This window comes from Candidatus Pantoea floridensis (genome assembly GCF_900215435.1).
Classification (GTDB): domain Bacteria; phylum Pseudomonadota; class Gammaproteobacteria; order Enterobacterales; family Enterobacteriaceae; genus Pantoea; species Pantoea floridensis.
The window spans coordinates 887,832-914,505 of the sequence record NZ_OCMY01000001.1; the positions used below are offsets into that span (position 1 = coordinate 887,832).

The 26,674-nt window shown below is 56.3% G+C and carries 26 protein-coding genes; 9 read left to right on the top strand and 17 right to left on the bottom strand.

Annotation, left to right across the window (positions count from 1 at the left end):
- Positions 1 to 99 precede the first annotated feature (99 nt).
- Together phoR and phoB are read right to left on the bottom strand one after the other, a co-directional pair.
- Positions 100 to 1,413, bottom strand: coding sequence for a phosphate regulon sensor histidine kinase PhoR (gene phoR / locus CRO19_RS04285; protein WP_097094748.1), 1,314 nt, complete (start codon positions 1,411 to 1,413; stop codon positions 100 to 102).
- Positions 1,414 to 1,427: 14 nt separating this feature from the next.
- A complete protein-coding gene (phoB, locus tag CRO19_RS04290; RefSeq protein ID WP_007887040.1) occupies positions 1,428 to 2,117 on the bottom strand; it encodes a phosphate response regulator transcription factor PhoB in 690 nt (229 codons plus the stop codon).
- Positions 2,118 to 2,314: 197 nt separating this feature from the next.
- On the opposite strand from phoB, the gene sbcD reads away from it, so the two are divergent.
- The gene (gene sbcD / locus CRO19_RS04295; protein WP_097094749.1) at positions 2,315 to 3,532 is read left to right on the top strand and encodes an exonuclease subunit SbcD; all 1,218 of its coding nucleotides are present in this window, start codon (positions 2,315 to 2,317) and stop codon (positions 3,530 to 3,532) included.
- Positions 3,529 to 7,206, top strand: coding sequence for an AAA family ATPase (locus CRO19_RS04300; RefSeq protein ID WP_097094750.1), 3,678 nt, complete (start codon positions 3,529 to 3,531; stop codon positions 7,204 to 7,206). The genes sbcD and CRO19_RS04300 overlap by 4 nt, the downstream gene beginning before the upstream one ends.
- 58 nt (positions 7,207 to 7,264) lie before the next feature.
- On the opposite strand, the gene CRO19_RS04305 is transcribed toward CRO19_RS04300, so the two are convergent.
- Genes CRO19_RS04305 through CRO19_RS04315 form a run of 3 tightly spaced genes read right to left on the bottom strand, consistent with a single transcriptional unit; the run spans position 7,265 to position 8,966 of the window.
- On the bottom strand, positions 7,265 to 7,921 hold the full coding sequence (locus CRO19_RS04305; protein ID WP_097094751.1) for a DUF799 domain-containing protein: 657 nt from the start codon (positions 7,919 to 7,921) through the stop codon (positions 7,265 to 7,267).
- Positions 7,918 to 8,277 carry a DUF4810 domain-containing protein gene (locus CRO19_RS04310; RefSeq protein ID WP_097094752.1) on the bottom strand — a complete coding sequence of 120 codons (360 nt, stop codon included), beginning with the start codon at positions 8,275 to 8,277 and terminating at the stop codon, positions 7,918 to 7,920. Before CRO19_RS04310 ends, CRO19_RS04305 begins: the two co-directional genes overlap by 4 nt.
- A gap of 11 nt (positions 8,278 to 8,288) precedes the next feature.
- Complete coding sequence (locus CRO19_RS04315) at positions 8,289 to 8,966, bottom strand: CsgG/HfaB family protein (RefSeq protein WP_097094753.1); 678 nt, start codon at positions 8,964 to 8,966, stop codon at positions 8,289 to 8,291.
- 153 nt (positions 8,967 to 9,119) lie between these two features.
- Between CRO19_RS04315 and CRO19_RS04320 the strand changes: the two genes are divergently transcribed.
- The gene (locus CRO19_RS04320; RefSeq protein WP_097094754.1) at positions 9,120 to 9,539 is read left to right on the top strand and encodes a cell envelope integrity TolA family protein; all 420 of its coding nucleotides are present in this window, start codon (positions 9,120 to 9,122) and stop codon (positions 9,537 to 9,539) included.
- Here CRO19_RS04320 and qhpR read toward each other — a convergent pair.
- Entirely contained in the window at positions 9,499 to 10,560 is a 1,062-nt protein-coding gene (qhpR, locus tag CRO19_RS04325) for an AraC-like transcriptional regulator QhpR (RefSeq protein ID WP_097094755.1), read from the bottom strand. The genes CRO19_RS04320 and qhpR overlap by 41 nt on opposite strands.
- Before the next feature lie 151 nt (positions 10,561 to 10,711).
- A complete protein-coding gene (locus CRO19_RS04330) occupies positions 10,712 to 11,716 on the bottom strand; it encodes a phosphotransferase enzyme family protein (protein WP_097094756.1) in 1,005 nt (334 codons plus the stop codon).
- Positions 11,717 to 11,976: 260 nt separating this feature from the next.
- On the opposite strand from CRO19_RS04330, the gene eat reads away from it, so the two are divergent.
- Positions 11,977 to 13,341, top strand: a complete 1,365-nt coding sequence (gene eat / locus CRO19_RS04335) for an ethanolamine permease (RefSeq protein ID WP_097097586.1) — start codon at positions 11,977 to 11,979, stop codon at positions 13,339 to 13,341.
- A gap of 76 nt (positions 13,342 to 13,417) precedes the next feature.
- Here the strand turns inward: eat and mak are convergent, their stop codons facing one another.
- Entirely contained in the window at positions 13,418 to 14,329 is a 912-nt protein-coding gene (mak, locus tag CRO19_RS04340; RefSeq protein ID WP_097094757.1) for a fructokinase, read from the bottom strand.
- Between the two features lie 145 nt (positions 14,330 to 14,474).
- On the opposite strand from mak, the gene rdgC reads away from it, so the two are divergent.
- Positions 14,475 to 15,386, top strand: a complete 912-nt coding sequence (gene rdgC, locus CRO19_RS04345; protein WP_097094758.1) for a recombination-associated protein RdgC — start codon at positions 14,475 to 14,477, stop codon at positions 15,384 to 15,386.
- A gap of 88 nt (positions 15,387 to 15,474) precedes the next feature.
- Positions 15,475 to 16,869, top strand: a complete 1,395-nt coding sequence (locus tag CRO19_RS04350) for a hypothetical protein (RefSeq protein WP_097094759.1) — start codon at positions 15,475 to 15,477, stop codon at positions 16,867 to 16,869.
- Positions 16,870 to 16,901: 32 nt separating this feature from the next.
- On the opposite strand, the gene ppnP is transcribed toward CRO19_RS04350, so the two are convergent.
- The 5 genes from ppnP to CRO19_RS04375 all read right to left on the bottom strand — a co-directional run bounded on the left by ppnP (position 16,902) and on the right by CRO19_RS04375 (position 21,420).
- Positions 16,902 to 17,186: a pyrimidine/purine nucleoside phosphorylase gene (gene ppnP, locus CRO19_RS04355; RefSeq protein WP_007887052.1), complete on the bottom strand. Its 285-nt coding sequence runs from the start codon at positions 17,184 to 17,186 to the stop codon at positions 16,902 to 16,904.
- 104 nt (positions 17,187 to 17,290) lie between these two features.
- Complete coding sequence (locus CRO19_RS04360) at positions 17,291 to 17,968, bottom strand: AroM family protein (protein WP_097094760.1); 678 nt, start codon at positions 17,966 to 17,968, stop codon at positions 17,291 to 17,293.
- Between the two features lie 2 nt (positions 17,969 to 17,970).
- On the bottom strand, positions 17,971 to 18,903 hold the full coding sequence (locus CRO19_RS04365; protein WP_097094761.1) for a DUF1177 domain-containing protein: 933 nt from the start codon (positions 18,901 to 18,903) through the stop codon (positions 17,971 to 17,973).
- A gap of 15 nt (positions 18,904 to 18,918) precedes the next feature.
- Positions 18,919 to 20,478: an OPT/YSL family transporter gene (locus CRO19_RS04370; RefSeq protein ID WP_097094762.1), complete on the bottom strand. Its 1,560-nt coding sequence runs from the start codon at positions 20,476 to 20,478 to the stop codon at positions 18,919 to 18,921.
- Positions 20,479 to 20,667: 189 nt separating this feature from the next.
- Positions 20,668 to 21,420, bottom strand: coding sequence for an IclR family transcriptional regulator (locus CRO19_RS04375; RefSeq protein ID WP_097094763.1), 753 nt, complete (start codon positions 21,418 to 21,420; stop codon positions 20,668 to 20,670).
- On the opposite strand from CRO19_RS04375, the gene CRO19_RS26055 reads away from it, so the two are divergent.
- Entirely contained in the window at positions 21,419 to 21,568 is a 150-nt protein-coding gene (locus CRO19_RS26055) for a hypothetical protein (protein WP_176519130.1), read from the top strand. The genes CRO19_RS04375 and CRO19_RS26055 overlap by 2 nt on opposite strands.
- Before the next feature lie 161 nt (positions 21,569 to 21,729).
- On the opposite strand, the gene CRO19_RS04380 is transcribed toward CRO19_RS26055, so the two are convergent.
- Positions 21,730 to 21,921, bottom strand: a complete 192-nt coding sequence (locus tag CRO19_RS04380; RefSeq protein WP_097094764.1) for a YaiA family protein — start codon at positions 21,919 to 21,921, stop codon at positions 21,730 to 21,732.
- Between the two features lie 108 nt (positions 21,922 to 22,029).
- Complete coding sequence (gene aroL / locus CRO19_RS04385; protein ID WP_097094765.1) at positions 22,030 to 22,554, bottom strand: shikimate kinase AroL; 525 nt, start codon at positions 22,552 to 22,554, stop codon at positions 22,030 to 22,032.
- A 285-nt stretch (positions 22,555 to 22,839) separates the two neighbouring features.
- On the opposite strand from aroL, the gene CRO19_RS04390 reads away from it, so the two are divergent.
- Positions 22,840 to 23,541, top strand: a complete 702-nt coding sequence (locus tag CRO19_RS04390; protein ID WP_097094766.1) for a DUF2076 domain-containing protein — start codon at positions 22,840 to 22,842, stop codon at positions 23,539 to 23,541.
- Here the strand turns inward: CRO19_RS04390 and CRO19_RS04395 are convergent, their stop codons facing one another.
- Positions 23,542 to 23,985 (bottom strand): YaiI/YqxD family protein, encoded by a 444-nt coding sequence (locus CRO19_RS04395; protein ID WP_097094767.1) that lies wholly within the window; start codon positions 23,983 to 23,985, stop codon positions 23,542 to 23,544.
- A gap of 148 nt (positions 23,986 to 24,133) precedes the next feature.
- On the opposite strand from CRO19_RS04395, the gene proC reads away from it, so the two are divergent.
- Positions 24,134 to 24,946: a pyrroline-5-carboxylate reductase gene (gene proC, locus CRO19_RS04400; RefSeq protein WP_097094768.1), complete on the top strand. Its 813-nt coding sequence runs from the start codon at positions 24,134 to 24,136 to the stop codon at positions 24,944 to 24,946.
- A 170-nt stretch (positions 24,947 to 25,116) separates the two neighbouring features.
- On the opposite strand, the gene CRO19_RS04405 is transcribed toward proC, so the two are convergent.
- On the bottom strand, positions 25,117 to 26,643 hold the full coding sequence (locus CRO19_RS04405; RefSeq protein ID WP_097094769.1) for an FAD-dependent oxidoreductase: 1,527 nt from the start codon (positions 26,641 to 26,643) through the stop codon (positions 25,117 to 25,119).
- Between the last annotated feature and the right edge of the window lie 31 nt (positions 26,644 to 26,674).

Consider the following 26,674-nt stretch of genomic DNA (forward strand, 5'->3'; position numbering starts at 1 on the left):
GCGAGGCGCGAATAGGTCGCCATGAATGGCGCCCCTACGTTTGCGGAGCTGGGTTTTCGTAGGGTGCGCACCTGAATGCATAGGCAATAAATTGACTCACTAGGTGTTAACACGCTCTTGAGCCACGTTAGCCACAATCAACCGTGGTGGCAGAAGAAAGCTGAAGCAGGTTTCCTGATGCGGCACGCTGGTGATCTCCAGCCGCGCATTATGATGGCCCAACGCGTGTTTCACGATCGCCAGCCCTAGCCCGCTACCGCCGGTGGCGCGCGAACGTGCTTTATCCACGCGATAGAAGCGTTCAGTCAGGCGCGGCAAGTGCTGCTCGCTGATGCCGGGGCCGTCATCGCACACCTTAAACTGCGCGCCTTGTTTGGTACGCAGCCAGCTGATGTCGATACGCGTCCCTTCCGGCGTGTGGTTCACAGCGTTGTACACCAGATTGGAAATGGCGCTGCGCAGTTGCTCATCATTGCCAAATACTTTGAGATGCGGGTCGGTATGGAAATGGAGGGTATGACGTCCCTGACTTAACGTTTCTGCTTCACGCTGCAGCAGCAGCAGCATGCCCGGCACATCTACCGTCTCTTTCAGATCGATGGCCGGCGCCGCTTCAATACGCGATAAGGTCAGCAACTGTTTTACCAGGCTGTCCATGCGGCGCGTTTGCTCTTGCATGGTGTGCAGCGCTTTGCTGCGCGTGCGCTCGTTCATCACTGCGTCATCCATCATTTCCAGATAACCCTGCAACACGGTGAGCGGCGTGCGCAGTTCATGACTAACGTTGGCAAAGAAGTTACGTCGCGCGCCTTCCAGCTGGTGCATCTGGGTGACATCGCGCGCCACCATCAGCCATTGCCCTTCACTGTAAGGCATCACGCGGAATTCCATATGATGCTGATTATTGAGGATCTGCGTCAGCGGCGCGTCAAAATTGCGCTGACGGATATAGCGGGAAAACTCGGGATAGCGCAGTAAGTTGAGGATGTTCTGCCCGTTATCCTCTGGCCAGCGCAAGCCCAGATGCTGCTGCGCCAGGCCATTACACCAGAAAATGGTGCCCTCTTCGGTGGTGAGCACCACGGCATCCGGCAGCGATTCTGCGCCGCTACGGAAACGTTTGATCAGGTTACCCAGCTCGCGCCGACGCCGGCGGTTACGCAGCTGCATCTGATACAAACCGTAAAACAGCGGTTCCCAGCTACCGCGCCCGGCAGGCGGCGTCATGGAGCGATCGACCCATAGCCAGTGCGACAAGCGCATGAGATTCCTGAAGTGCCAAAACAACACGCCGGTGACGGCAATCAGTAGCAGCCACGGCAGATAACCGAACAACAGACCGAGCACCAGCGCAGGTAAACACACCAGCGCCAGCTCAATCAACAATCTCTTCCAGGAGAGTCGTTCCAGCACGGTAAAAACTCCGTTTAGTAGCGGGCAGAGAAACGATACCCTGTTCCGCGAACGGTTTGAACCATGCGATCGTGGCCGGTGAGCTCCAGCGCTTTGCGTAAACGGCGAATATGCACATCGACGGTACGATCTTCGACATACACATTGGTGCCCCAGACGTGGTTCAACAGCTGCTCGCGACTGTAGACGCGTTCCGGGTGGGTCATAAAGAAGTGCAGTAATTTATATTCGGTCGGTCCCATCTCCAGCGGCGTGGTTTCGGACATCACGCGATGCGAGGAGGGATCGAGGCTTAAACCCTGCATCTCAATCACCTCTTCCACCGCCATCGGTGAAATTCGGCGCATGACCGCTTTGATACGCGCCATCAACTCTTTCGGCGAGAACGGCTTGGTGATGTAATCATCCGCGCCCACTTCCAGACCACGCACGCGATCTTCCTCTTCACCACGCGCCGTCAGCATCATCACCGGAATGTCGCGCGTCATCGCTTCGCGTTTCAAATGTTTAATAAATTGAATGCCACTGCCACCGGGCAACATCCAATCCAGCAGAATTAAATCAGGCCAGGGTTCGATCAGCTTACCAATCGCGCTGTCATAATCTTCCGCCTCAATAGGCTGGTAATCATTCTGTTCCAGCACGAAACATAACATTTCACGGATGGGAGCTTCGTCTTCCACAACCAAAATGCGCTTAGCCATTGTAACTCCTGCTAGTGTGACACCGTGTCACTGGGATTTGCGGCGCCATTATGCGTCAGTTTTATGACACTTTTATGAAAACCCCGCCCCGTGATAAATAGATAAAAAACAGAAATGTGACAAGCAAAATCCCCTTTTTTCGTTTGCTACTGAAGCCGTTATACTTGCGCATTGTTTTTATTTAGCAGGAAGCATACATGCGCATCATTCACACCGCTGACTGGCATCTTGGCCAGTTCTTTTACAGTAAAAGTCGCGCCAGGGAACATCAGGCGTTTCTCGACTGGCTGCTGGATCAGATTGTGCAGCATCAGGTGGATGCGCTGATTATCGCCGGCGATCTGTTTGATACCGGTTCGCCGCCGAGCTATGCGCGTGAAATGTTTAACCGCTTTGTGGTGGCGCTGCAGCCCTGCGGCTGTCAGCTGGTGGTGCTGGCGGGCAATCACGATTCGGTTGCCACCCTGAATGAATCGCGCGAGCTGCTGGCCTGCCTGAATACCCAGGTGATCACCAGCGCCACACCGCAGGGCGAGCAGCAGGTGCTAACGCTGAAGCAGCGCGATGGCGCGCCGGGCGCGCTGCTGTGCGCCATTCCTTACCTGCGCCCGCGCGATATTCTGCGCAGCCAGGCCGGACAATCCGGGCGCGAGAAACAGCTTTCGCTGCTGGAAGCGATCGAGCAGCACTACCAGCAGTGCTTTGCCGCCGCCCAGGCGCAGCGCGAGGCGCTGACGAACAAACTGCCCATTATCGCCACCGGCCATCTCACCACCGTTGGCGTCACCAAAAGTGACTCGGTGCGCGACATCTATATCGGCACGCTGGATGCCTTCCCGGCGCAGGCGTTTCCACCGGCTGATTACATCGCGCTCGGCCACATTCATCGCGCACAGCGCATCGCTAACAGCGACCATATTCGCTACAGCGGCTCGCCGATCCCGCTCAGCTTTGACGAACTTGGGCGTGAAAAGAGCGTGTTTCTACTGGAGTTCAGCGCCACGCTTGATGCCGTTACGCCGTTGACCATTCCACTATTCCAGCCGATGCAGATGCTTAAAGGCTCAATGGCGGAGATCGAACATCAGCTGGCGCAGTTCAGCGAGCGTGCCAGCGAACATCCCACCTGGCTGGATATTGAGATCACTACGCAGGAATATCTCAGCGATTTGCAGCGCCGCATCGAAGCATTAACAGAAAATCTACCGGTTGAAGTGCTGCTGGTGCGCCGCAGCCGCGAACAGCGGCAGCGCAGCCTGGAACGTCTGGAAAACGAAACCCTGAGCGAATTAAAAGTCGAAGAGGTTTTTGCCCGCCGCCTGGCGCAGGAAGAGCAGCTGGATGCTGAGCAGGCCGAGCAGCTGACGCTGATGTTCCGCCGCCAGCTTGCAGCGCTGGAGAATCCATCCGCATGAAAATTTTGACGCTCCGATTTAAAAATCTCAATGCGCTGCGCGGCGAATGGTTTATCGACTTCCGTCGCGAGCCTTTCGCCAGCAACGGCCTGTTTGCCATTACCGGTGCCACCGGCGCGGGCAAAACGACGCTGCTTGATGCCATTTGCCTGGCACTTTATCACCAGACGCCGCGCCTTGGCGTGCTGTCGCAAACGCAGAATGAGCTGATCACCCGTGACACCGCCGAATGTCTGGCAGAAGTGGAATTCGAAATCAAAGGCGAAGCCTGGCGCGCCTTCTGGAGCCAAAACCGCGCGCGCGGGCTGGTTGACGGCAAATTGCAGGCGCCGCGCGTCGAGCTGGCCCGCGTCGCCGATAATCAAATCATCGCCGATAAAGTGGGCGACAAGTTAAAAGCGATCGAAACCTTATCAGGACTGGATTTTGCCCGCTTTACCCGCTCAATGATGCTGTCACAGGGCCAGTTTGCCGCCTTCCTCAATGCGAAACCTGGCGAACGCGCCGAGCTGCTGGAAGAGCTCACCGGCACCGAGATCTACGGACAAATTTCGATTCAAATCTACGAACGCTGGCGCAGCGCACGTGGCGAGCTGGAGACGCTGCGCGCCCGCGCGGGCGGCATGTTGCTGCTGGATGAAGCGCGACGGGCAGAACTGACGCAGCAGCTGGCGGAGCTGAGCGCTCAGGAAAAAACGTTAAGCGAACAGCTAATACAGGCCCAGCAGCAGCAGCAGTGGCTGACGCAGTCACAGCAGCTGGCGCAGGAACAGCAGCAGGCCGAACAGGCGCTGCTGAGCGCACAGCAGGCATGGCAGCAGGCCGATAGCGATCGTCAGCGCCTGGCGCGCGCGGAACCGGCGGAAAAGCTGCGCGATAAACTCCAGCAGCGCGAACGGCTGCAAGCCGATCGGCAAGCTCTGGAACAACACTCACAGCAGTTGCAGAGCCAGCAGCAGCAAGCCAAAGCGACGCTAGAGCAGAGCGAGAATCACTATCAGGCAGCACAACAGGCGCGTGAGCAAGCGCTACAACAGCAGCAGCAGCTGGAAACGCTGCTCACCGAGCAGGTCATTCCGCTCGATCACAACATCGCGCATACGGCGCAACAACTTGAGGAACAGCAGCGGCTGCATGCCCAGCAGCAACTGACACTGCAAAACAGCCAAAGCGCGCTCACCCTGCAACAGCAGGTGAGTGAACGTTTACAGCAGCAGCTGGCGCAGCAGCAGGAATATCGTAGCCGCGAAGCGGCGGTGGCCCATTGGGGCGCAGAAATAACCCGCTGGCAGGCCGACATTGCCCGGTTGACCGAACGCGAACAGGCGCTGACACAGCTGGCTCAAAAACAGCTGCAGCAGCGCAGCCAGCTTGAACAGCTGCAACAGGCGCAGGCACAGCGCGAGCAGGCCGCGCAGCCTCTGCAACAGGCTGAAGCACAGGCCGCACTGCAACAGCTGCAAGCAGAGCAAGTACTGACTTCGCTTGAGAATGAGCTCAGCAGCTCGCAGCTGCGGACCGCCCTTGCCCAGCATCAAAAACAGCGTCCAGCGCGCCAACAGCTCACTCTGCTCGCCGCTCAGTGGCAATCGCTACAACCGCAACGCTTACAGCGTCAGCAGAAATTAGCCCAGCTGCAGCAACAGCATCAGCAAGCAGAGCAGGCGTTGCAGGAGCTGCGCGAGGATTATAAGCGGGAACATCAGGCGCTGCTTGATGTGCGCAGAATCTGCGAGCTGGAGCGCACCATTGCGCAGCTGGCCGAGGAACGTGCAAAGTTGCAGCCAGATCAGCCCTGCCCGCTGTGTGGCTCATGTCAGCATCCGGCGATTGCGCAATATCAGCAGCTTGAACCTGGCGCAAATCAGCAGCGTCTAAACGCGCTGGAAACACGCGTGGCGCAGCTAAAAGAATCCGGTACGGCCAAAGGCGAGCAGCAGAAACTGTCACTGCAACAGCAGCAGGCATTGCAGCAGGAAATCAGCGAATACGATCGGCAGATTGCGACGGCAGCCACTCAGTGGCAAGCGCTGTGTGGTGAGCTGGCACTTACCTGCACGCTGGAGCAGCAGGCCGAATTTGCTCAATGGCAGCAGCAGCAGGATGCACAGGAACTGACTCAACAGCAGCAGCTTCAGGCGCGGGAAGACGCGGTGCGCGCCGCACAGCAGGCGAAGGATGCGCATCTGCAACAGCAGCAGCAGTGGCAACAGCACCAAAACCAGCAGCTATTGGCGCAGCAGCAGATCGCCAATATCCAGCACGTGCTGGAAGAACATAGCCAGCATGAAAGCAGCGAACGCCATGCGCATCAGCAGCTGGTGCAGCAGCTGTCACACCAGGTAGAGCAGCATCAGCTCAGCCTGCCAGAGCCGACCGCGCGCGATAGCTGGCTCGACGCACTACAGCAGCGCTGGAGGAAATGGCAGGATAGTGAGCGGTTGCTAGCTGAATTGCAGCCACAGCGGGCAAAAGCCGAGAGCGAACGCAGCAACCTGCAACAGAATCTGGAACGTGAACAGCGGCGCAGCGCTGAGCTACAGCAAACGCTCAGCGCCTTGCAGCAACAACAGCAGCAATTGCAGCAGCAACGTCAGCAGCTGTTTGGCGAGCAATCAGTGGCGACAGCGCGTCAGCAGCAGCATGCCGCCCTGCAACAGTGTGAACAGGCGCTGGCGCAGCATTTGCAGCAATGGCAACAGGCGCAAAGCGCGCTGCACGGCCTGAAGGGGCAGTGTGAGCAAATTGCCGCGCAGCAGCAGACGTTGCATGATCGCGTAGCCGCGGCTGAAGTCGCCCTGCAGGCGGCGCTACAGCAGAGTGATTTTGCTGATGAAGCCGCGCTGCGTGCCGCACTGCTGGAGGAAAGCGAGGTGCAGCAGCTGCGTCAGCGGCTGCAAACGCTTGAGCAGCAGCGTCAGCAGCAGTTCACGCTACACGAGCAGCTCACCCTGCGACAAGCCGCACATCAGCAGCAGCGTCCGGCGGATCTCCGCGATGACACCGCCGCCAACATCCAGCAGCAGCTGGAACAGCTGCGTATTGCGCTGCGCGACAATGCCCGTCAGCAGGGTGAAGCGCAGCAGCAATTGCAGAGCGATGCCGAACAGCGTCAACAGCAGCAGGCGCTGCTGGCACACATCGCCGCCGGGGAAGTGGAGCTTGCACAGCTTGGTCGCCTGAACGATCTGGTCGGCTCGGCTAAAGGCGATAAATTCCGCCGTTTCGCGCAGGGGTTGACGCTTGATCACCTGGTATGGCTGGCGAACCGGCAGCTGGATCGTTTGCATGGTCGCTACCTGCTGCAACGCCGCATCAGCGAGGAGCTGGAGTTGCAAGTGGTGGATACCTGGCAGGCGGATGCCACGCGCGATACGCGCACGCTGTCGGGTGGTGAGAGTTTCCTGGTAAGTCTGGCGCTAGCGCTGGCGTTATCCGATTTGGTCAGCCATAAAACGCGTATCGAATCGCTGTTCCTCGATGAGGGCTTCGGCACGCTGGATGCCGAGACGCTGGATACCGCGCTGGATGCGCTCGACGCGTTAAACGCCAGCGGCAAAACCATCGGCGTGATTAGCCATGTTGAAGCGATGAAAGAGCGCATTCCCGTGCAGATTAGAGTGCGCAAGATGAACGGATTGGGTTACAGCAAGCTGGAGCTGCCGGGCGAGTAAACCAGGTCGTCATAAATGGCGACCTTACGAAGGGTGCGCATTGCTGCGCACCTGGTTTTTACCTTACGGTCGCCAACTTATAGCGCGGGCCGACCAGTAAACCGCCCTGCTCGTTTTGCGCTAACAGGCGAGCGCTGGTAACGCCGGCAATGGTATGGGCTTTATCCGAGACATTGCTGGAAATCTGCTTGATGGCGGCCGACACCAGCATGCCGATAAGGCCGCCGTTGTTATTGTTGTTGTCTTCCGCATCGCTGGCGGTGGCAACGCCCTGCCAAATCTCTTTACCCGTGCGCAAATCCACCAGACGCGCCGTCGCCGATACGGTAGTGACGCTCTGGATCACCTGATAGCTGCTGCCGTAATCGTTAACGGAAATATAAAGTGCACTGTCCGCATGGAAAATATCGTGCAGGCGCTGTGGGCTAACCGCTTGAATTTCATGACCGTTAGTCAATCCATTCTGCTGGAAAGTTTCATCCACCACCGCGACCGGGAACACGTAATAGCCCGCCTCTGCCAGCGGTTCGGTTACCAGCGACGTGAAACTGCTCGCCGCGTTCACATCAGGAGCTTTGTTATCTGCCGGCAATACCAAAATAGAGGCGGGTTTGCTGGCGCGGAATGCGCTGTAGTCGTAGGGTTTTTTATGCGGTGCACAGCCGGTCAGCAGCAGTGCCGCCAGCACGCCACAAGCAGCAATGAGTTTCTTCATTGTGCAACTCCTTGTTTTTTCTTCATCAGAAAGTCCATATAGGGGGCAGATTCCGGGAACAGCTGTTTTTCGGTAGCAAACTGTCCGAAGGCTTTATCGGTAGCACCGGTTTTGGCATACAGCAGCCCCAGCTGCGCGTGCAGACCCGGTGCGACCGGCTTATTAACGGCCCTGGCTTTTTCGATATCCAGATTCAGCGCGTCGATCTGCTTCTGCGGATCGCTATCTTTTTTGTAGTAGCTGTAGATCTGCTGCTGGTAATCACCCCAGTAATAGATCGGCTCCGGTGCTTTAGGCGCACAACCCGCCAGCACGCCTGCGGCGATCAGTGCCGCACTCAGTTGCAACATTTTCATGCTCAATATCCTTATTTCGCTGGACGCCATGCGCCGCTGTTAATGCCATCCACTAAGTGATCCACCGCTTCACGGATCGCCAAATCCATCACTTTGCCATTCAGCGTAGAGTCATAGCTGGCGGTGCCACCAAAGCCAATGATCTCACGTGCCGACAGCTGGTATTCACCGGCACCTTGCGCGCTATACACCACTTCGGACGTGGTCACATCCACCACGTTCAGGTTCACTTTGGCGTACGCGACCTGGCTCTTACCACGACCGAGGATGCCCCACAGCTGCTGATCGCCCACTTCTTTGCGACCAAACTCAGTAATATCACCGGTGATGATGTAGCTGGCACCCTTGATATTCTGCTCGCTCTTTTTAAAGCCCGCTTCCTGCTGCAACTCTTTCAGGTTGCTACGATCCAGCACGTTGAAGCGATTGGTCTGCTGCAAATGCGTAACCAGAATGGTTTTTGACTGATTGCCGAGACGATCAACACCATCTGAGAAGATGCCATTCATATACGAGGAACGGTTATCGAACTGTCCAACGGCAATCGGGCTGCGTACGCCTTGATACGCAGGCTGGCTGGCCGCACGTACCTGTGGCGCTTCAATGGCGCGTGACGATTCGGTGGCACAGCCGCTAATCAGCGTCGCGCTTAACAAGGAGAGTGCCGCAAGGGCATATTTTTTCTGCATTTCTAATCCATGAATCAAGAAGGGATAACACCGCAAGACTGCGGCAAATTCTGGTTCTGCCGACTGTCAGAGTAATGCCATAGCATTGATTGAGTCGGTCTGTAGACTGTCGGCAGAGCGAGAGAAAACCTTTAGTGAAAAATAGGCATATTAATGAATTTAATTAATAGAATGACGGGATTATTGGGCGGGTTAATGATTATTGCTTTACTAAGTGCCTGCCAGCATTCTCAGCCAAAGCAACAGGATAGCATCGTCAATCTGTGCCAGCCGCAGAGCGAGCCGGGCAGCGCATCCTGTAAATGGGCTGATGAGATGCAGCATCAGCTTAACCAGCATTTCCGCGATGCCCCGCGTTATGCTGGTCAGCAATGTCTGGTGCGTCTGGAGTGGCAAACCAGCGGGCGCTATGCGGTGACCCAGACGCAAGGCGATGAAACGCTGTGCCTGCGCGCCTGGCAACTAATTGGCCAAACCAAAGATCTACCGCCCCCGCCCGATCGCAAACAACCGGCGTGGTTCGGTTTTGCCCCTAGCTCGCCAGCCCATCCTGGCGCCACTGGCGCGGGCTGATGCCAAACCAGCGGCGGAAGGCGCGTGAAAAGGCGCTGACTTCGGAGTAACCGAGCAGCAGCGCCATTTCCGAGATCGGCAGCTGCTTTTGTTGCAGATAATGCGTGGCCATCTCACAGCGCACCTTATCCACCAGCGCCGTGAAGCTGATCCCCTCTTCGCGCAGTCGCCGTTGCAGCGACCAGCTCGACAGCCCCATTTTTTCAGCAATCTCTTCCAGCACCGGTTCGCCCTGCATCAATGAGAGATGGATCTGCGAGCGCGCCTGTTCCACCACGCTTTGCAGGCTGGCAGAACTGTTAAGGCGACGAATGGCATCCTGCATCACCATCAGCAGCATCGGATCCTGCTCTGGCATGGTGCGCAACAGATCGCGCTTCGGGATCAATAAGGAGTTAAACGGCTGATCAAACCACACGGGCGCATCAAAGACTTTGCAGTGCTCGTGCCACTGTTCAGGACGCGGATGTTCGAAATGTACCTCGCGCGGCGCCCAGTTTCTCCCCGCAACGTGGCGGATCAAATTGAGGAACATGCCGAGCGTCAGCTCTGCATCCTGACGCCGCGACAGAATGGCGCCGTGGCGCACCTGGTAATCGAGCCGCCAGCAGTCGCCCTTATCCACCAGCCGCGTCAGCGTATCATGCTGGTGCCACGGAAAGGCATTCACTACGTTATGCAGCGCCTGCTCCAGCGTCGGCGAGCACAGGCCGATATAACCAATCAGGCCTAATGACTGCGGTTTGAACTGCTTGCCGTAATGCAAACCGAAGTTATCAAAACCGGAGTGACGTGCCGCCTCCTCCATCACGCGACAATAGTTCACCAACCCCAGACTTAACGTTGGGCTTGCCAACAGCTCTGAGTTAATCCCGCTGATACCGAAGATGCGATCGACATCGCCGCCCTTGTCCGTAATAAACGCGCTAAGTCCAGTGGCCGCCGCCGCCAGCACGCCACGGTTGCTGGCGCTGACGGATAACGCGCTAAACGCTGCCGTCGGTGTCATCATTGATTGCATTAGAACCTCACAGGGTGGCGTGAATGAAACAGGTGGAGGATTCCAGCAATTTTCATACCAGGCGGATGATCTGCGGGTTTTGTCGTAGGGTCGCCATTGATGGCGACCACCATTGCGCCGCGGCAGCGCAAAGCTGCTCACTGCTGGTGCATCAAACGCCGAGCGGCAGCTGATTGGTTTCCAGATAACGGCGGCAAAGCCGTACCGAATGATCGGCCCACTGCGGCCCCAGACTCCGCGCCATGTCGGTTTCCGCGTGCGATCCCATCCACGCTGTCATCTGAATACGCCGCTGGATCAGCAGCGTCGGCACCAGCGCCATCTCTTCATCGCTGATGTGGGCCACTTTTTCATAGCCGAGGATCCAGTTATCTACCCATTCGGCAGCGCGTGGATGGTGCTCGACAAAACTGACCGCCGCCGCCAGATCGTGCAGATACCAGCCGAGCCCGCAGTCATCAAAATCGATCACCCGCGTTTCGCCCTTGTGCAGCAGCAGATTGGTTAAACGCAGATCGGCGTGGATCAAACCATAACGATCCGCGCCTTTGCCAAAGCCCTGCAGCTCTTGCCCCACTCGCGCCACCGCCTCCGCAACGATGCCGTGATCGGCCGGATTAAGATTCGGCGCATCCTGCCAGCGTCCCCAATGGCTGCGATCGCTGACCATGGTGTGATGATCCCAAATGATGCGCTGGAAAGCGGCCGGTTTCTGCCAGCTACGGCTGTGCTGATGCAGGCGGGCGGTAATCTGTCCCAGCTGCTGAAAGGCTTTGGGATCGACATCGGTAGTTGGCATCTCCCCCTCGATCCAATGGAACAGCACCGCGTAGCGCTCGCCGCCATCCGCCATCGGCAGCGTTAGCACGGTTTCACCCTCGCTGGTGGGGATCGCCTGCGGCACCATAATCCCGGTATCGCGAAGCGCATCCAGCCACAGCAGTTCGCTCAGAATATCTGCTTTGCTGTGATAATTAGGACGATGCAGCCGCAGCGCATAACGCTTGCCCGCCGCCATCAATAAGAAAGTGGCATTTTCAGAACGACACAGGAGCTTCAGCTCCCCGCACAGCGCGGCAGGAAAACGGGCCAGCGCCTGGTGCGCCAATAAGGTGATTTCCGCGTCGGTTAAGGTATCGGATTGTTCGGCACTCATTCATCAGTCTCCAGCATCAAGCACGTGTTATCAGCATGGAATGACGTCGTCCTGACCGCTTGACCGCAGACAACCCAAAGTTGACCGCAGCGTGCATCTGGCACTTTTCTTGCCGCAGAGTTGACCGTGGAGGACAAAACTCACTGCGCCCGCGTCAAGTTTTCCCGCATAAGGCGGCGGCATTATCACTTCACTGTAGCGCAAACAATAAAAAAGCGCGGTGAAGCTGCCGCACCAACAATGACGACGGGGAGAAGATGATGACGACTAAGCTCAAACCCACGCTGGGCACCCTGCATTTGTGGGGCATCGCGGTTGGACTGGTGATTTCCGGTGAATACTTTGGCTGGAGTTACGGTTGGGGCGTGGCGGGCACGCTGGGATTTTTGATCACCACCGCGATGATCGCCACTATGTATACCTGCTTCATTTTCAGCTTTACCGAACTGACCACCGCGATTCCGCATGCCGGCGGCCCGTTTGCCTATAGCCGCCGCGCCTTCGGTGAAACCGGCGGCCTGATTGCCGGCCTGGCCACACTGATTGAGTTCGTGTTCGCACCGCCCGCTATCGCGATGGCGATTGGCGCCTACCTCAACGTGCAATATCCCGATCTCAATCCGAAAACCGCTGCGGTGGGTGCTTACGTGGTGTTTATGACGTTGAATATTCTCGGCGTGAAACTGGCAGCGATGTTCGAACTGGTGGTCACCGTGCTGGCGGTACTTGAACTGCTGGTGTTTATGGGCGTGGTATCGCCGGGCTTCAGCATCGCCAATTTCGCCGCCAACGGCTGGGCCGGTAGCGATCACTTTGGCATGCCTGCGCTCTCGGGTATCTTCGCTGCCATTCCGTTCGCCATCTGGTTCTTCCTGGCCATTGAAGGTGCCGCAATGGCAGCCGAAGAGGCCAAAGATCCCAAACGAACCATTCCTAAAGCCTACATCACCGGCATCATGACGCTGGTGGTGCTGGCGATTGGCGTGATGCTGCTGGCCGGCGGCGCGGGCGACTGGCGCAAGCTGTCCGACATCAACGATCCGCTACCGCAGGCGATGAAGATGATTGTTGGTGAGCACTCTAACTGGATGCATATGCTGGTATGGATCGGTCTGTTTGGCCTGATCGCCAGCTTCCACGGCATTATTCTGGGCTATTCCCGCCAGTTTTTCGCCCTCGCCCGCGCCGGTTATCTGCCGCAAAGCCTGGCGAAACTGTCACGTTTCCAGACGCCGCACCGCGCGATTATCGCCGGTGGCTTAATAGGGATCGCCGCGATTTACAGCGATGGTTTCGTCAATTTGCAGGGCATGACGTTAACCGCCGCGATGATCACCATGGCGGTGTTCGGCGCGATTGTGATGTACCTGATGAGCATGCTGAGCCTGTTTAAACTGCGCCGCACGGCACCCGAAATGGAACGCAGCTTCCGCGCGCCGGGCTATCCGATTGTGCCGGGCATTGCGCTGGTGCTGTCGCTGGTGTGTCTGGTGGCAATGCTGTGGTTTAACCCGGTGATCGGTGGCTTATTCGTGGCGATTATGGCGGTGGGTTACGTCTACTTCCTGGCCACCAAATCACAACGCGATAACGCGCCGCAGGATTCGATGTTAATAGGTGAGTGATGTTTGCAGGTCGCCATCAATGGCGACCCTACGGCATAGGCGGGTTGTGTTGGGTCGCCATTCATGGCGACCTCTGTTAACTCTTCACCGGCCACAGCCACGCCGCTCCGCGTACGCCGCTTGAATCACCGTGCACCGCTTTCAGCACCGGGGTTTCACACTCACGGCCAAATACCCACTGCTTCATCAGCGCCGGCACGGTTTGATACAGACGATCGTTATTGCTCATTCCGCCGCCCAGCACAATCACATCCGGATCAAGTAAATTCACCACCTGCGCCAGCGATTTCGCCAGGCGCATTTCGTAGCGATTCATCGCCAGCTCTGCCACGGGATCCTGCTGCTCAATCAGCTTAATGATCTCAGCCCCTTTCAAAGCCTTACCGCTCAAACGCTGGTAATCGATGGCAAAACCGGTGCCAGACACGAAAGTCTCAATACATCCCTGCAACCCGCAATAACACGGCACTTCCGCGCGGTAACGCAGCTCATCTTCATCCATCCACGGCAGCGGATTGTGGCCCCATTCGCCGGCGTTACCGTTACCGCCGATGCGCGACTCGCCGCCAATCGCCACGCCCGCGCCTGAACCGGTACCGATAATCACCGCAAACACCAGCGACTTTCCGGCGCCTGCTCCATCCACCGCTTCGGAAACCGCCAGACAATTCGCGTCATTGGCGATGCGCACGTCACGATTCAGCGCCTGCGCCAAATCCTTATCCAGCGGTTGCCCGTTTAGCCAGGTGGAGTTGGCATTTTTCACCCGCTGGGTGTAAGGCGAAATCGTGCCCGGAATGCCGATGCCGACGGTACCCTGCTGCCCGGTTTTCTCTTCCGCTAACAGCACTAAATCGACAATCGCCTGAACCGTGGCAGCGTAGTCATCACGCGGCGTATTGACGCGATGGCGGAACAACTCTTGTCCCCGATCGGAGAGTGCAATCACTTCAATTTTAGTGCCGCCTAAATCAATCCCAATCCGCACGATTTATTCCTCATTATTCGTTCTGGTGACCAATACAGTAGAAGGCTGAATCGGGAAAGGCAATGAAACGAATCCGATGTTTCGCTATCATGCGCGCTGACTTTGAGACTTGTGCGCCTGATCGCACCCACGGTAAGGAATCCCGATGTTGTGGTTTAAAAATATGATGGTTTATCGTCTGAATCGTGACATTCCGCTGTCCGCAGACGATCTGGAAAAGCAGCTCGACGCCTTCACCTTTTCCCCGTGCGGCAGCCAGGATATGGCGAAAACCGGTTGGGTTTCACCGATGGGCAACCGCAGCGAAGCGCTGACGCATGAAATCAACGGTCAGATGGTAATTTGCGCGCGCACCGAGCAAAAGATCCTGCCATCGCCGGTGGTGAAACAGGCGCTGGAAGCCAAAATCGACAAGCTGGAGGCGGAACAGAGCCGCAAGCTGAAGAAGACCGAGAAAGACTCGCTGAAAGATGAAGTGCTGCATAGCCTGCTGCCGCGCGCGTTTAGCCGCTTTAGCCAGACGTTTATGTGGATCGATACCGTCAATAACCTGATCATCGTTGACTGCGCCAGCGCCAAAAAAGCCGAAGATACGCTGGCACTGCTGCGTAAAAGCCTCGGTTCATTGCCGGTGGTGCCGCTGACGCTGGAGAATCCGATCGAGCTGACGCTGACTGAATGGGTGCGTTCCGGTGAATTGCCGGCCGGTTTTGCCCTGATGGATGAAGCCGAGCTGAAGGCGATGCTGGAAGATGGCGGCGTGATCCGCTGCAAGAAACAGGATCTGATCTCCGATGAAATCGCCACGCATATTGAAGCCGGTAAAGTGGTCACTAAGCTAGCGCTCGACTGGCAGGAACGCATTCAGTTTGTCATCGCCGATGATGCTTCGGTGAAACGCCTGAAGTTTAGCGACACGCTGCGTGAGCAGAATGATGACATTGACCGCGATGATTTCGCTCAGCGTTTCGATGCCGATTTCATTTTGATGACCAGCGAACTGGCCGCGCTGATCGCTAATCTGGTGGAAGCGTTAGGCGGCGAAGCGAAGCGTTAACGACGATGACAATGCAGGGCAAAACGTCTTCCTTAAGTTTTGCCCTGCGCTGCCGATAGCCTCTTCTTTCGGCAAAGGGATTCTGCATATGTCTTCTTCAATTCAACGCGCGGTATTATTCGGCGCACTCTCACTATTCACCGTCAGTAGTTTCAGCGAACCAGTCATTACCCGACTCAATGCAGTGCGTATTGGTGATCGTCTTAATGTCATGGTTGCGTTGGCCGGAAAACAAGGCGGCGCCATGCAAGTATGGCAAGCCTACGACTGTAAAACGCTACGCGCTGAAGCACTCTATCGTAACTTCCTGGATAATGATGGGGCGACAAAAGGCCGCTTTTATGGTTCTGAATTCAGCCACTATCTGGCCCCACAGCCCGGCCCAAACCAGGATCCTGAAATCATTAAACGGATTTGCTCGCTACCCGAGCGAGCTGTCGTGTGGGAAAAAATTCAAACCGAAGATAAGTATGGCAGCACAGCGTTGATTGACATCGCTAATCTAAAGCGCGACGGCGATGAATTGCAGGTACGTGTTGGTTACGATTATGCAGCTAAGGACTTCGATCCACCGTACGATGCACCTTATGCGCTGAAAGTTGAAAATTACCGCTTTAACTGTAAAACGCAATTACATATTCCTGTGTCTGCGCAGGATATTGATGAAAATGGCTATGTGACTGACTCGCTCGATAGTGCAGATATTGAGCGGCGAAAATCCTCTTTTCCGTTAACAACGCTTTTGGAAAAAAACTTCATTCAGCTTTGCTCGCTGGCCGATCCGCAGCACTTTCGCGCGCTGGGGCGCTTTACCGCCGCTACACACAAGCCTCTCAGCACAACAGCCATGCCTGTGCTACCCGACCTAAGCGCTAATCCTTCCTCTGTCATGGCAAGATTTCCTTTATCTGCCTCAGTGCAGCAGCAGGCAAAATCGATTATTCATCCTTGGGCGACGCCACGTTTTCGTCAGATCAGCTGGGTAGAGAAAAATCGTAGCGGTGAAGTCAAAGTACGCATGGATGTAGACGAGCAAGGCTTTATTCGCAAACTTGAAGATTACGGTATCTGGAAAGTACAGCGGTTATCGTTAGCAAACGACACACAACTCGAATTTGCCATGTCGATAGCTTCCTATCCGACTCGACTTAAAAAGCTGGACACCACGCTACGTTACCCGTTGCATGCCGGGCAGCAGTATAAAAGTGTGCTGATCAATGAGGACCCGGTGAAAAGGGTCAGCGAAAGTTATCAAAGTGAAACCTGCAATGTTTACGAAGGCGGCAACGCTCACGAAATTACCCCCGCGTTCAGCGGTCACTATTTACGCGTGGATTGCCTGATTGAATCTGATAAACAGCCGGCACTCGTGTCACGTCAGGCGTGGATCGATGATTTGAAAGTGATGGTTCCAATCAGTGCGAAGATAGGTGACAAGCCTGAGGAACAGACACAACTGCTTGATGTGAAGATTTGGCGTTAAAAAATGGCCGCATCGCGCGGCCATTTTAAGTCTTACAAGTAGCGGCACAGATATGAAGAAGGCTCGGCCACCTGCAAATGGAATTCGCTCTGGCCCGGTACGCTGAAAACGGAACCGGCTTCGTACCATTTCCACTCGGTTTCGCCCGGCAGCAGCACTTTCAGTGCACCGCTGACTACCGTCATCTCTTCCGGCTGAGCAGTGCCAAAGGTGTATTCACCTTCCGCCATCACGCCGACGCTGGCACGGCCAATGGTGACGCTGTCGAAACCAATGGATTTCACTTTTCCGTCGAAATACTCACTCGTATTGAGCATATTACTTCCTCACAGCACATTATCGTGACTGGCAGATTACTAAGGAACTCGCTGATCTGTCACGCGAAATAGCGCCACAGATCGCAAGTTGTGATCTCTTCGCATTAGACGATCAATTCTGCTGCCAGCTTGGCCACCAGCACGTTCGATAACAGTACTGGAATACCCAGCATTTTCTGCAGGAAATCACGGTGCTTCTGGTGGTAACCGATGCAATCCAGTACCACCACATCCGCCCCCTGCTCCTGCAACGACAATCCTGCTTCCACCAGATCCGACTGCTCTGCCAGGTAAGGGCTGGCAACCGCAAAACACGGCGGGCAGTTCAGATTGCGCCATTTACTGGCCTGCTCGGCAATCTGCTCTTTGACCGGTACCACAATGCCCACTTTGTGCTCCTGCACAATTGCACGCACCAGCGGCGGAATGATGCGATCCGGCTCCAGCAGCAAGGCGGATTGCGTTTTCAGCGTGCCAAACTCGCCGGTGCACAACAGCAGAATAGTGTCGTAGCCCTGCTGTTCCAGCGCGTTGATTTTTCGCTGCAATCCCTGCTCCACTTTGGGTGCCGACAGGCGCACCTGCTCGCCGCTGGTCATGCGCGAGACCAGTACTTTGTCACCCGGCGCGGGCGCGTACTGCTGTTCAACGTCGGCCAGCGTCAGGCCGTCGAGCAGTCCAGCATGTGCCACCTGTTCAGCGGGTAAATGCTCCAGCAGCAGCGGCAGAATGTCGCTGCGCGGTGATTGACCAATCGTAAGTGTGACCAGAGACGTATTCATTATCAGGCTTTCCGGTTGCGCAGGTGGCTGAGGCTACCATACAAAGATAGCAGCAGCGCATACTCTTGCGGGTCATAGAAGTGGCAGGTTTCACGCCCAAACTCCTTCGCCACTTCTACCGCAAACTTCACCGCAGAGGCGATATCCACTTCATGGCTGGCGCCGGTACCGCAGCCCGGCACCACCGATTCGGCACAAATTGCCACGCCGACCACCGGCACATCAGTGGCGGTGGAGGGCTGCAGAATGCTGTTGAGGTGATAAACCCCGTTGCCGTAAGGCGTGATGTCCTGCGTGGTGATCGGGAAAGTGACCGCCGGTTTGCCGCTGGTCATCTCCATAATGCGCAGCAAATCCTCCGAGACGCGCAGGATGTAGCCCTCTTTCACCGTCGGCGACAGCGCATAACCTTTGTGATTAAGGATGCGATTCCCTTTGGTGGTATCGATCGAGAGAATCGCATCGACGCCCGCAATCACTTCATTGTCATTCATGGTGATGTCGTCGCACGGCGAATCCATGAAATCGACCGGTTCGTGCGGACGGGTTGGCGCATCCGGACAGATGTGGGTGGTGATGATCACGTCACCCGCCAGCACGTCGCCTTTGGTCTGCATGTGCGCCAGCTTCAGCGCGCTGCTCACCGCCGCCACCGCGCCATCGGCATCAGAGACCATGCCAATGCGCGTTGGGCGCGCACCGATGCCGCCGAGGCGACCAATAATCCCCAGCGTCGGCGCGTTGCCGCCGTTGCTTTTGCCCTGCGCGCCGGGGATATCGATGCGCACGAAATCGGTACGCCCTTTCGGCCCGCTGACGCGTTTGGTGCTCGCCTTCACACCGGGATAAGCCGCAAAGAGATCCACGATCTGCTGACCATCAATGTAGGCGCTGTCGAGTAACTCAAAAACCTGCAGTGTCTGCTGTAAACTCATAATAATTTCCCTGGATTATTTCTTGGTGCTGCTGACAAAAAGTGAATGGAAGAAGCTGTAGAGCGCATCGCCCGCGATAAACCCAGCGGCCATCACCTCCATCGGAGAACGTCCACGCTCGCCCCACACGCGCAGGATCAGGATACGCAGCGCGATGCCTACCATCACTGCCCAACCGGCAGCGGCATTGTTAATGAGCAAACCGGTTGCCAGCAGCACGCCAAGCTGACGTTTCGGCCCACCGATCAATTGAATGATGGCGCCTGGAATCGCCCACATCAGCAGGTTACCGGCGATACCCGGTTCCGCGCCGGCCTGAATCGTTTTGGCATAGACGCGCGCCACCGGCGGCAGCAGATTTTCGGCAAAGAAAATGGTGTGCGCATACCACACCACCGGAATACAGATAACAAAGGCGATCATCGCGGCGATCAGCTGAATGCGGCGGCCCCACAGCTCCTGCTGCACATCCGCGCCGTTACCGCGCAGAATAAAGCCGGCTTTCAGGTCATAGCCCATATCGGCAAATGCCGGGCCGGTGGCGGCGGTGAAACCACACAGCAGGCACAGCGCCAGCGGCGGAAAGCCGAGCAGGATCCCAAGAATCAGCGTGATCAGCGCCACCGCAAAGGCGGGGAACCAGCCCGAGTGCATGGCGGCGATGCCGACAATCAGTTCATGCACAAAGGCAGCAAACGCGGCGTAAACAATAAACAGCACCAGCATCGGCAGCCCCATCTGGCTCCATAATCCGCCCGCCAGCGCCAGCAGCGTGGAGATGACGATGTAACCCACGGTGCCGAAACCGAGCGAACGCTTCACTTCGCTGTCGCTGCGGCTGACGTTAACCTGATCGTTGCGGCGGCTGCGAATCACCTGCACCACCTGAATCAGCGCGACCAAACCGGCACCGACCATCACGCCGTGCGGAATATAGAGTGCGTTGATATCAATACCGGCAACCGGTTGCGCATAAGCACGCAGCAGGAACCCCAATCCGAGCATGCTCAGCGCCCAGATATTGCCGATAAATGCAGTACCAAACGCTGACATGGGGATTTTCAACATTGAGCCGACAATGCCGCCGACAATCCCCACCACCAGCAGCCACGCCTGACGACCGCCTTTATCACCGGCTTTGATCGCTTCGGCTGCCGCCACGCCCGGTGGCCACGCATTGCTGGCCGGGAAGACGCGCGTATCAAACAGGCGATAGAGTAAATAGGCATCCAGCAGCATCGCTGCACTGACGCCGACAAACAGCGGCAGCACCAATTGCGGTTCACCCAGCGCCCACGGCACGGCAATCGGCATCAGCAGGCTGTTGGCTGCGCCGAAGGTGGCTGAGGAGATCGCGGTCTGCGCCAGGTTTTGGACTTCTATCGAACGGTAGCGACGAAACCATTGCAGAGGAATACGCGCCAGCAGCATGGCAAACAGCGCGCCAATAATAGACGTATTGGGTGTTACCCCAATGGTGGTAATAAGCTGAACCCCAATAATGGCCCCTGCAACAGAAAGCAGAACCAGCATTAAGGCAACGCCAACACTTTTTATTGGATTATTTTGACGCATGATATCCCCGTATTTTCACCCTGAAGAAAACGCATTTAAAATGCAACGCCCGACACGCGGGACATCCACATATTTATTTAATCGTTCCCTGATTATTGAAATAAGCAGGTCCGAAGACCTGTTATTTCCCTGGTGTGGCGCGAATAAACGCCTTTAAAACAAAAATAGGGTTTTCCTGTTTAGACAGGATTATGCGCCGTATTTTTCGGCCATCAGTGCAGCCGTTGCGCGTAGTTCACTGAGCAGCGTCTCCGGATAACCGGGCGCCGCCTCTTGCGATAAAAACGAGAGACAGAGCGCGGCACTTTCACCGCGATGTTTATTGGTTACCGCAACGGCCAAAGAGCTGATGCCCGGCAGCGTCTCATTGCGCGCCAGTGCCCAGCCCTGCTGGCGAATCACAGCCAGTTCACGACATAAATCATCCAGCGTGAGCGGTGAGTTCATCGAAGCCGCCTGCCAGTGGCTGGCAAAACGGTCGCGCACCTCCTCATCACTGAGCTGTGCAAGCAGCACGCGTCCGGTCGAGGTGCCGGTTAATGAAACTCGCGTGCCCGGCGGCGTCACCAGCTGGGTAAAGAAGCGACCGTGATACATGCGCATGACCAGCACATCGTCGCCATCCAGCACCGAGATATAGCCCATGCAGCCGCTGCTGGCTGCCAGACGCGCCATCGGTGCTGAAGCGCTATCTACCAGCGGCGTTGACAGATAGTGACCTGCCACCGAGAGCAGAACGCGGCCAATCTGGAAGCAACGGCTCTCGGCATCACGCTCAAGCAAGCCTTCATTTTCCATGGTTGCCAGCAGGCGCGACACCGTACTTTTTGGCAAACCCAATGCGTCAACCACCTCGGTAAAGGTGAGGCCAGGATGGCCTTGCGTCACGCCAAAGCGCTGGAACAACTTTAATACGGCAGAGGCATTTTCGAGTGTGGTCATGGCGCTTGTTTCACTATATGGAACTGAGTTCCTCTATCAAGATCTCGAAAGTAAAACGCACGGCTTTATGCGTCAAGCGCAAATTTTGAGCCGTGCCGTTGCCACTAAATTTAGGACAGCAGAAAATACGGTGGAAAAAGAAAATTGAAAGATGTTATCAGGCCAGATAAATAGTTAGCAGGAAAGTATGCAGATTTATTTGAGGATGACAGCGCGTTTGCGGAAATATAAAAAAGCATGTAGTGACAGGAGGTAATTAATTATGTGCTAGCATCCTTGCCAGCCGACGTTAATCTTTTTCGACGTTAATCAATCTTTGCCAGCATCCTCATAGCGCTCTTTCGCATCTTGCGCTTCGGCTTCCGTTTTGTGTTCGCTAATTAGGGTATCGGGTTTGGGATGGTCGGCGCGTAATTCATACCAGGTGACGGTTTGATCCGCCGAACCCTTTTCAACCGTGACGATGCGCGCTTCACGCGGATAGGGTGGTTTAGTTGGCATAATTTTCCCTCTTCTATCAGTTGTCCACGGGCAGCAGTGATCCTCTGCCTACGATTCAGTATAGACAACGGAGGATCGCTGCAAAAAAAGAGAGAGAAATCTGAGGGTTTAGCTGGCGCGGGCGAGCGAAAGCGACTGCAGTATTTGTTCCACCACGCGATCGGGCGATTGCATGGCGTTGACTTCGTGATGCGCCGTTTGACGATAAAGATGCGCACGCTCGCGCAGAATATCGCCCATCTCTTCGGCAATCGGACGCCCGGTTAAGGTGGGACGCTGCGCCGCTTCCGGCTGATGTTCCAGCCGTTCAGCCAGCACATCCGATGGCGCATTGAGCCAAATCACCTGGCCGTGTTCGCGCATAAAGCGGCAGTTGAACTCAGCCAATATCATGCCACCGCCGGTGGCGATGACGGTGTTAGGTGCAGTGACGGCGCGCAGCGATTCAGTTTCACGCGCGCGAAAACTCTCCCAGCCTTCAGACGCTACAATCTCCGCCACGCTACGCTGCGTGCTGAGTTGCAGATGGTGATCGGTATCGTTAAAGGCATAGCCCAACGCTTGCGACAGCGCCTGGCCAACAGTGGTTTTACCGCAACCGCGTGCGCCGATCAGATAGATGGGTAATGACATCCGGGCTCATCCTCCGCCGTAATGTGCCGCACGGGCAACGTCATCAGGTCAATAATGCGTCGCATAATACCTGGATTTTATTTTATCAGCCACCCGCCAGGCACGATTTACGCATATTTCAGCGCTTGGCTGAGCTACTTCTTTGTTAAATAAAAGAAAAGCAATGCGTGAAACGTGCATCAGGCTAAATGTAAGAGCAGGCAACATTTCCTTACCAGGCCGTTGATTTACTTTCTCTGTTCGCACCCTCATATAGTGTGATAAGTCGCAAACGGAGGATTCCCCATGCAAAGCGAAGAACAACAACTCATTGAAAGTCTGTTCAGCCGTCTGAAACAGGCTGAGACGCAAAGCGGCCCGCGTGATGCGGGTGCCGAGCAATTAATTAAACAGCATTTACAGAACCAGCCGGGCGCGCCCTATTACATGTCGCAGGCGATTTTGATTCAGGAGGCCGCGCTGAAAAAGCTTAATGCGCAGGTCACCGATCTGGAAAATCGTCTGGCGCAGGCGCAGCAGCAACAGGCGCCGCAGCAGAGCAGCGGCGGCTTTCTCTCTAGCCTGTTTGGCGGCGGCTCACGCCCGGCAGCATCACAACAGCAGCAACCGGCATGGGGCAATCCACCGCCGCAGCCTCAGCAACAGTATGCGCCACCGCCGCAGCAGCAATATGGTGCAGCGCCGGCGCGCGGTACCGGTTTCCTGGGCGGCGCATTGCAGACGGCGGTGGGCGTGGCCGGAGGCGTGGTCATGGCGGATATGCTGACCAGCATGTTCCACCACTCGCAGCCGGAAGAGATCGTGAACATTATCAATGAACCCGCGCTGCCGCAGGTGGATAACAGCCTCGATACCTTTAACGGTAACGACAGCAACAGTGCCTTCCTGAACGATAACTCAGGTTGGGACAACAACCTGGCGGATAACAATGATTTTGGCGACTTTGGCAGTGGCGGCGACTTTGATGACGATGACAGCTTCGTCTGATTACCGCTGACGTAGCCACTTATCCAGTTCGTTAGCAAACAGTTGGCGGTCGCGTTGGCTCAATGTCGATGGGCCGCCACTCTGAATCCCGCTGGCGCGCAGGGTTTCCATAAAATCACGCATGGTCAAGCGCTGACGAATCGTATCCGCCGAGTAGCGTTCCCCACGCGGATTCAACGCCGCCGCCCCTTTCTCCAGCACTTCCGCCGCCAGCGGAATATCGCCAGTAATGACCAGCTCACCGGGCTGCACGCGTTTTACAATCTCATTATCAGCCACGTCAAAACCGGCGGCGACCTGTAGCGTCTTCAGCCACGGCGACGGCGGCACACGTAACGGCTGGTTGGCGACGAACGTCACGGTAACCTTGGCGCGCTCGGCGGCGCGGTAGAGCACCTCTTTGATGACATTGGGGCAGGCATCAGCATCAACCCAAATCGACATAGTGAATCCTTTTTCGCGGAGAATGTGGCTGATCTTGCCGTGCTGCTGAAGAATGGCAACTGTTTTTGATAACTGCCAGCCTTGTTATTCATGGCCGCTAACGTAAGCTTACCCCCACAGAAAAATGAACCACGTGAAGGATAATGCGATGCTGGAGAAAAAAATCGGGTTTGTTGGCTGCGGCAATATGGCAAAAGCCATCATCAGCGGACTGGTCAATAGTGGAAAAATCGCCCCGGCCAATATCTGGGTGTGTGACCGTAAGCCGGCAACCAACCAGGAGATGGCGCAGCAATACGGCGTAACCGCCGCCGCAAGCGTTGAAAGCATGGCGCGTGAAGTCGATATTCTTTTTGGCGCGGTAAAACCCAACGTCATCCTCAAAGTGCTGAAAGATCTTGCCGGCCAACTTAAAAAAGACGTGCTGGTCGTATCGATTGCCGCAGGCGTGACGCTGGATTCGTTAGCCTCAGTCTTGGGCCACGATCGTAAAATCATTCGCGTGATGCCCAATACGCCGTCGCTGGTGAATGAAGGCATGACGTCGGTGACGCCAAACGCGCTGGTTGAACCGCATGAAGTGGATGAAGTGGTCAGCATCTTCGAGAGCTTCGGCAAAGCGGCGGTGGTGAACGAATATCTGATTCACGCGGTGGTTGGCGTGAGCGGATCGGCGCCCGCCTATGTGTTTATGTTTATTGAAGCGATGGCCGATGCGGCAGTGCTTGGCGGCATGCCGCGGGCGCAGGCGTACCAGTTTGCCGCGCAGGCGGTTAAAGGCTCGGCGCAGATGGTGCTGGAAACCGGCAAGCATCCGGGCGAGCTGAAAGATATGGTGTGTTCGCCAGGCGGCACCACCATTGAAGCGGTAAAAGTGCTGGAAGAGAAAGGCTTCCGCGCTGCGGTGATCAACGCGATGCAGGCCTGCATGGCGAAGTCAGAGGCGTTGAGTAAGCAATAATCGGAGCGGCTTGCCCCTCACCCTAACCCTCTCCCGACAGCGGGAGAGGGAACCGATCGAGCATGTTGCAGCATCTATCTTTCCCACAGGCGGGAGAGGAAATAGTTAGCTCGGACGGCCCCCTTCTCCCGCTGGCGGGAGAAGGTTGGGATGAGGGGGCTGCGCGCACTTTACCCCTGACTCGCCTCATACAGCGCAATCCCCTGCGCCAGCGTCATTGGCTGCTGCATCTGCTGCACCAGCGCTGCCGTCAGCGTATACAGCCCGGCAGAACACACCGCCGCAATCATTCCTTCGCGGCAATAGAAGGCGATAAAGCGCTTATCCTGCAGCGATCCCAGCAGACGATAATCATCCCACTCTTCCGCATGGCCTAAATATTCATAGCGCGTACCGTAATGTGCGGTCCAGAAGAACGGCACGCGATCGTACATTATCTGTTTGCCCAGCATATTCAGTGCGGCAATGCGCCCCTGCTGATGTGCCACGCGATAATGCTCAATACGTTGCGGGCCGCGCACCGAAGGATAGCTGGCAATATCACCGGCCACCCAAATGTTGTCAGCCACACGCAGCTGGCTATCCGTCAGCAAACTGCCATCCTCTTCGAGCGGCAGGTCGTGAATAAACTGCGTGGCAGGCACCACGCCGGTTCCAAACAGCACCAGGCTGGCCTCCACCGTGTTGCCGCTTTTTAACCGCACCGCCTTTACCTTGCCCTCGCCCTCCAGCGCCACTGGATCGCCCTCAACAAACTTCACGCCGTTGCTGCGGTGCAGATCGTAAAAGTGGCGGCCAATCTCTTCGCCAAACTGTTTGGCAAAGGGCAGCGGATGACGCGCAATCACCGTGACATCCACATCACGATTGCGCAGCGATCCCGCCATCTCCATACCAATAAAGCTATTGCCAATGATCACCAGCTGCTCGGTTTTATCTATCTCTTTCAGCAGTTCATCGGCCTGATTGAGCGAGCGCAACAGATGCACGCCGTCCAGATCTTTGCCTGGAATGTCCAACAGCTTCGGCACGCCACCGCTGGCAATCAGCAGCTGATCGAATTTAACCTGTTGGCCGCCCTTGAGAATCAAGGTTTGCTCATGTGCTTTGAGTTGTTCTACTTCTCCCTGAATCCGCTCCACCGCGCCCAGCACATCCTGCTTTAACAGTTTTGGCACATCCTCAATCGCCATTTTTCCCGACGGCACAAATTTGCTCAAAGCCGTGCGATCGTAAGGCGCCGGTGATTCGCGCTCGATCAAGACGATGTGTCCGTTAAAGCCTTCATCACGCAGCGTCCAAATCGCAGCGCTACCGGCAGCACCGGAACCCAGGATCACGCAAACCGGGGATTGACCTTGAGGAGAAGGCGAACTGGCGGGCGACATCGCTTGCGGATTGACCAGCACTTTGCCCTGTTCAACGCGCACCGGATAACGCTTCAGATGAGCCAGCGCCAGCGGCTCGCACATCTGACCATCCTGCAGCTGAAACACCGCTTTATGCCACGGGCACACCAGCTTGTCGCCACATACTGCGGCCTGCTCTAACGGCGCACCCGCATGCGGGCATTTGGCTTGAAACGCTTGTACCCGCTCATCGTCACGAATCAACACCACATCGGTATCACCCACGGTAAATTTGGTGGGTTTGCGCTGCGCCAGCGACTTGAGTTCCACGACGGTTTGATAGCTCACGATAGGCCTCCATTCTTCTGGTTTTTGATGT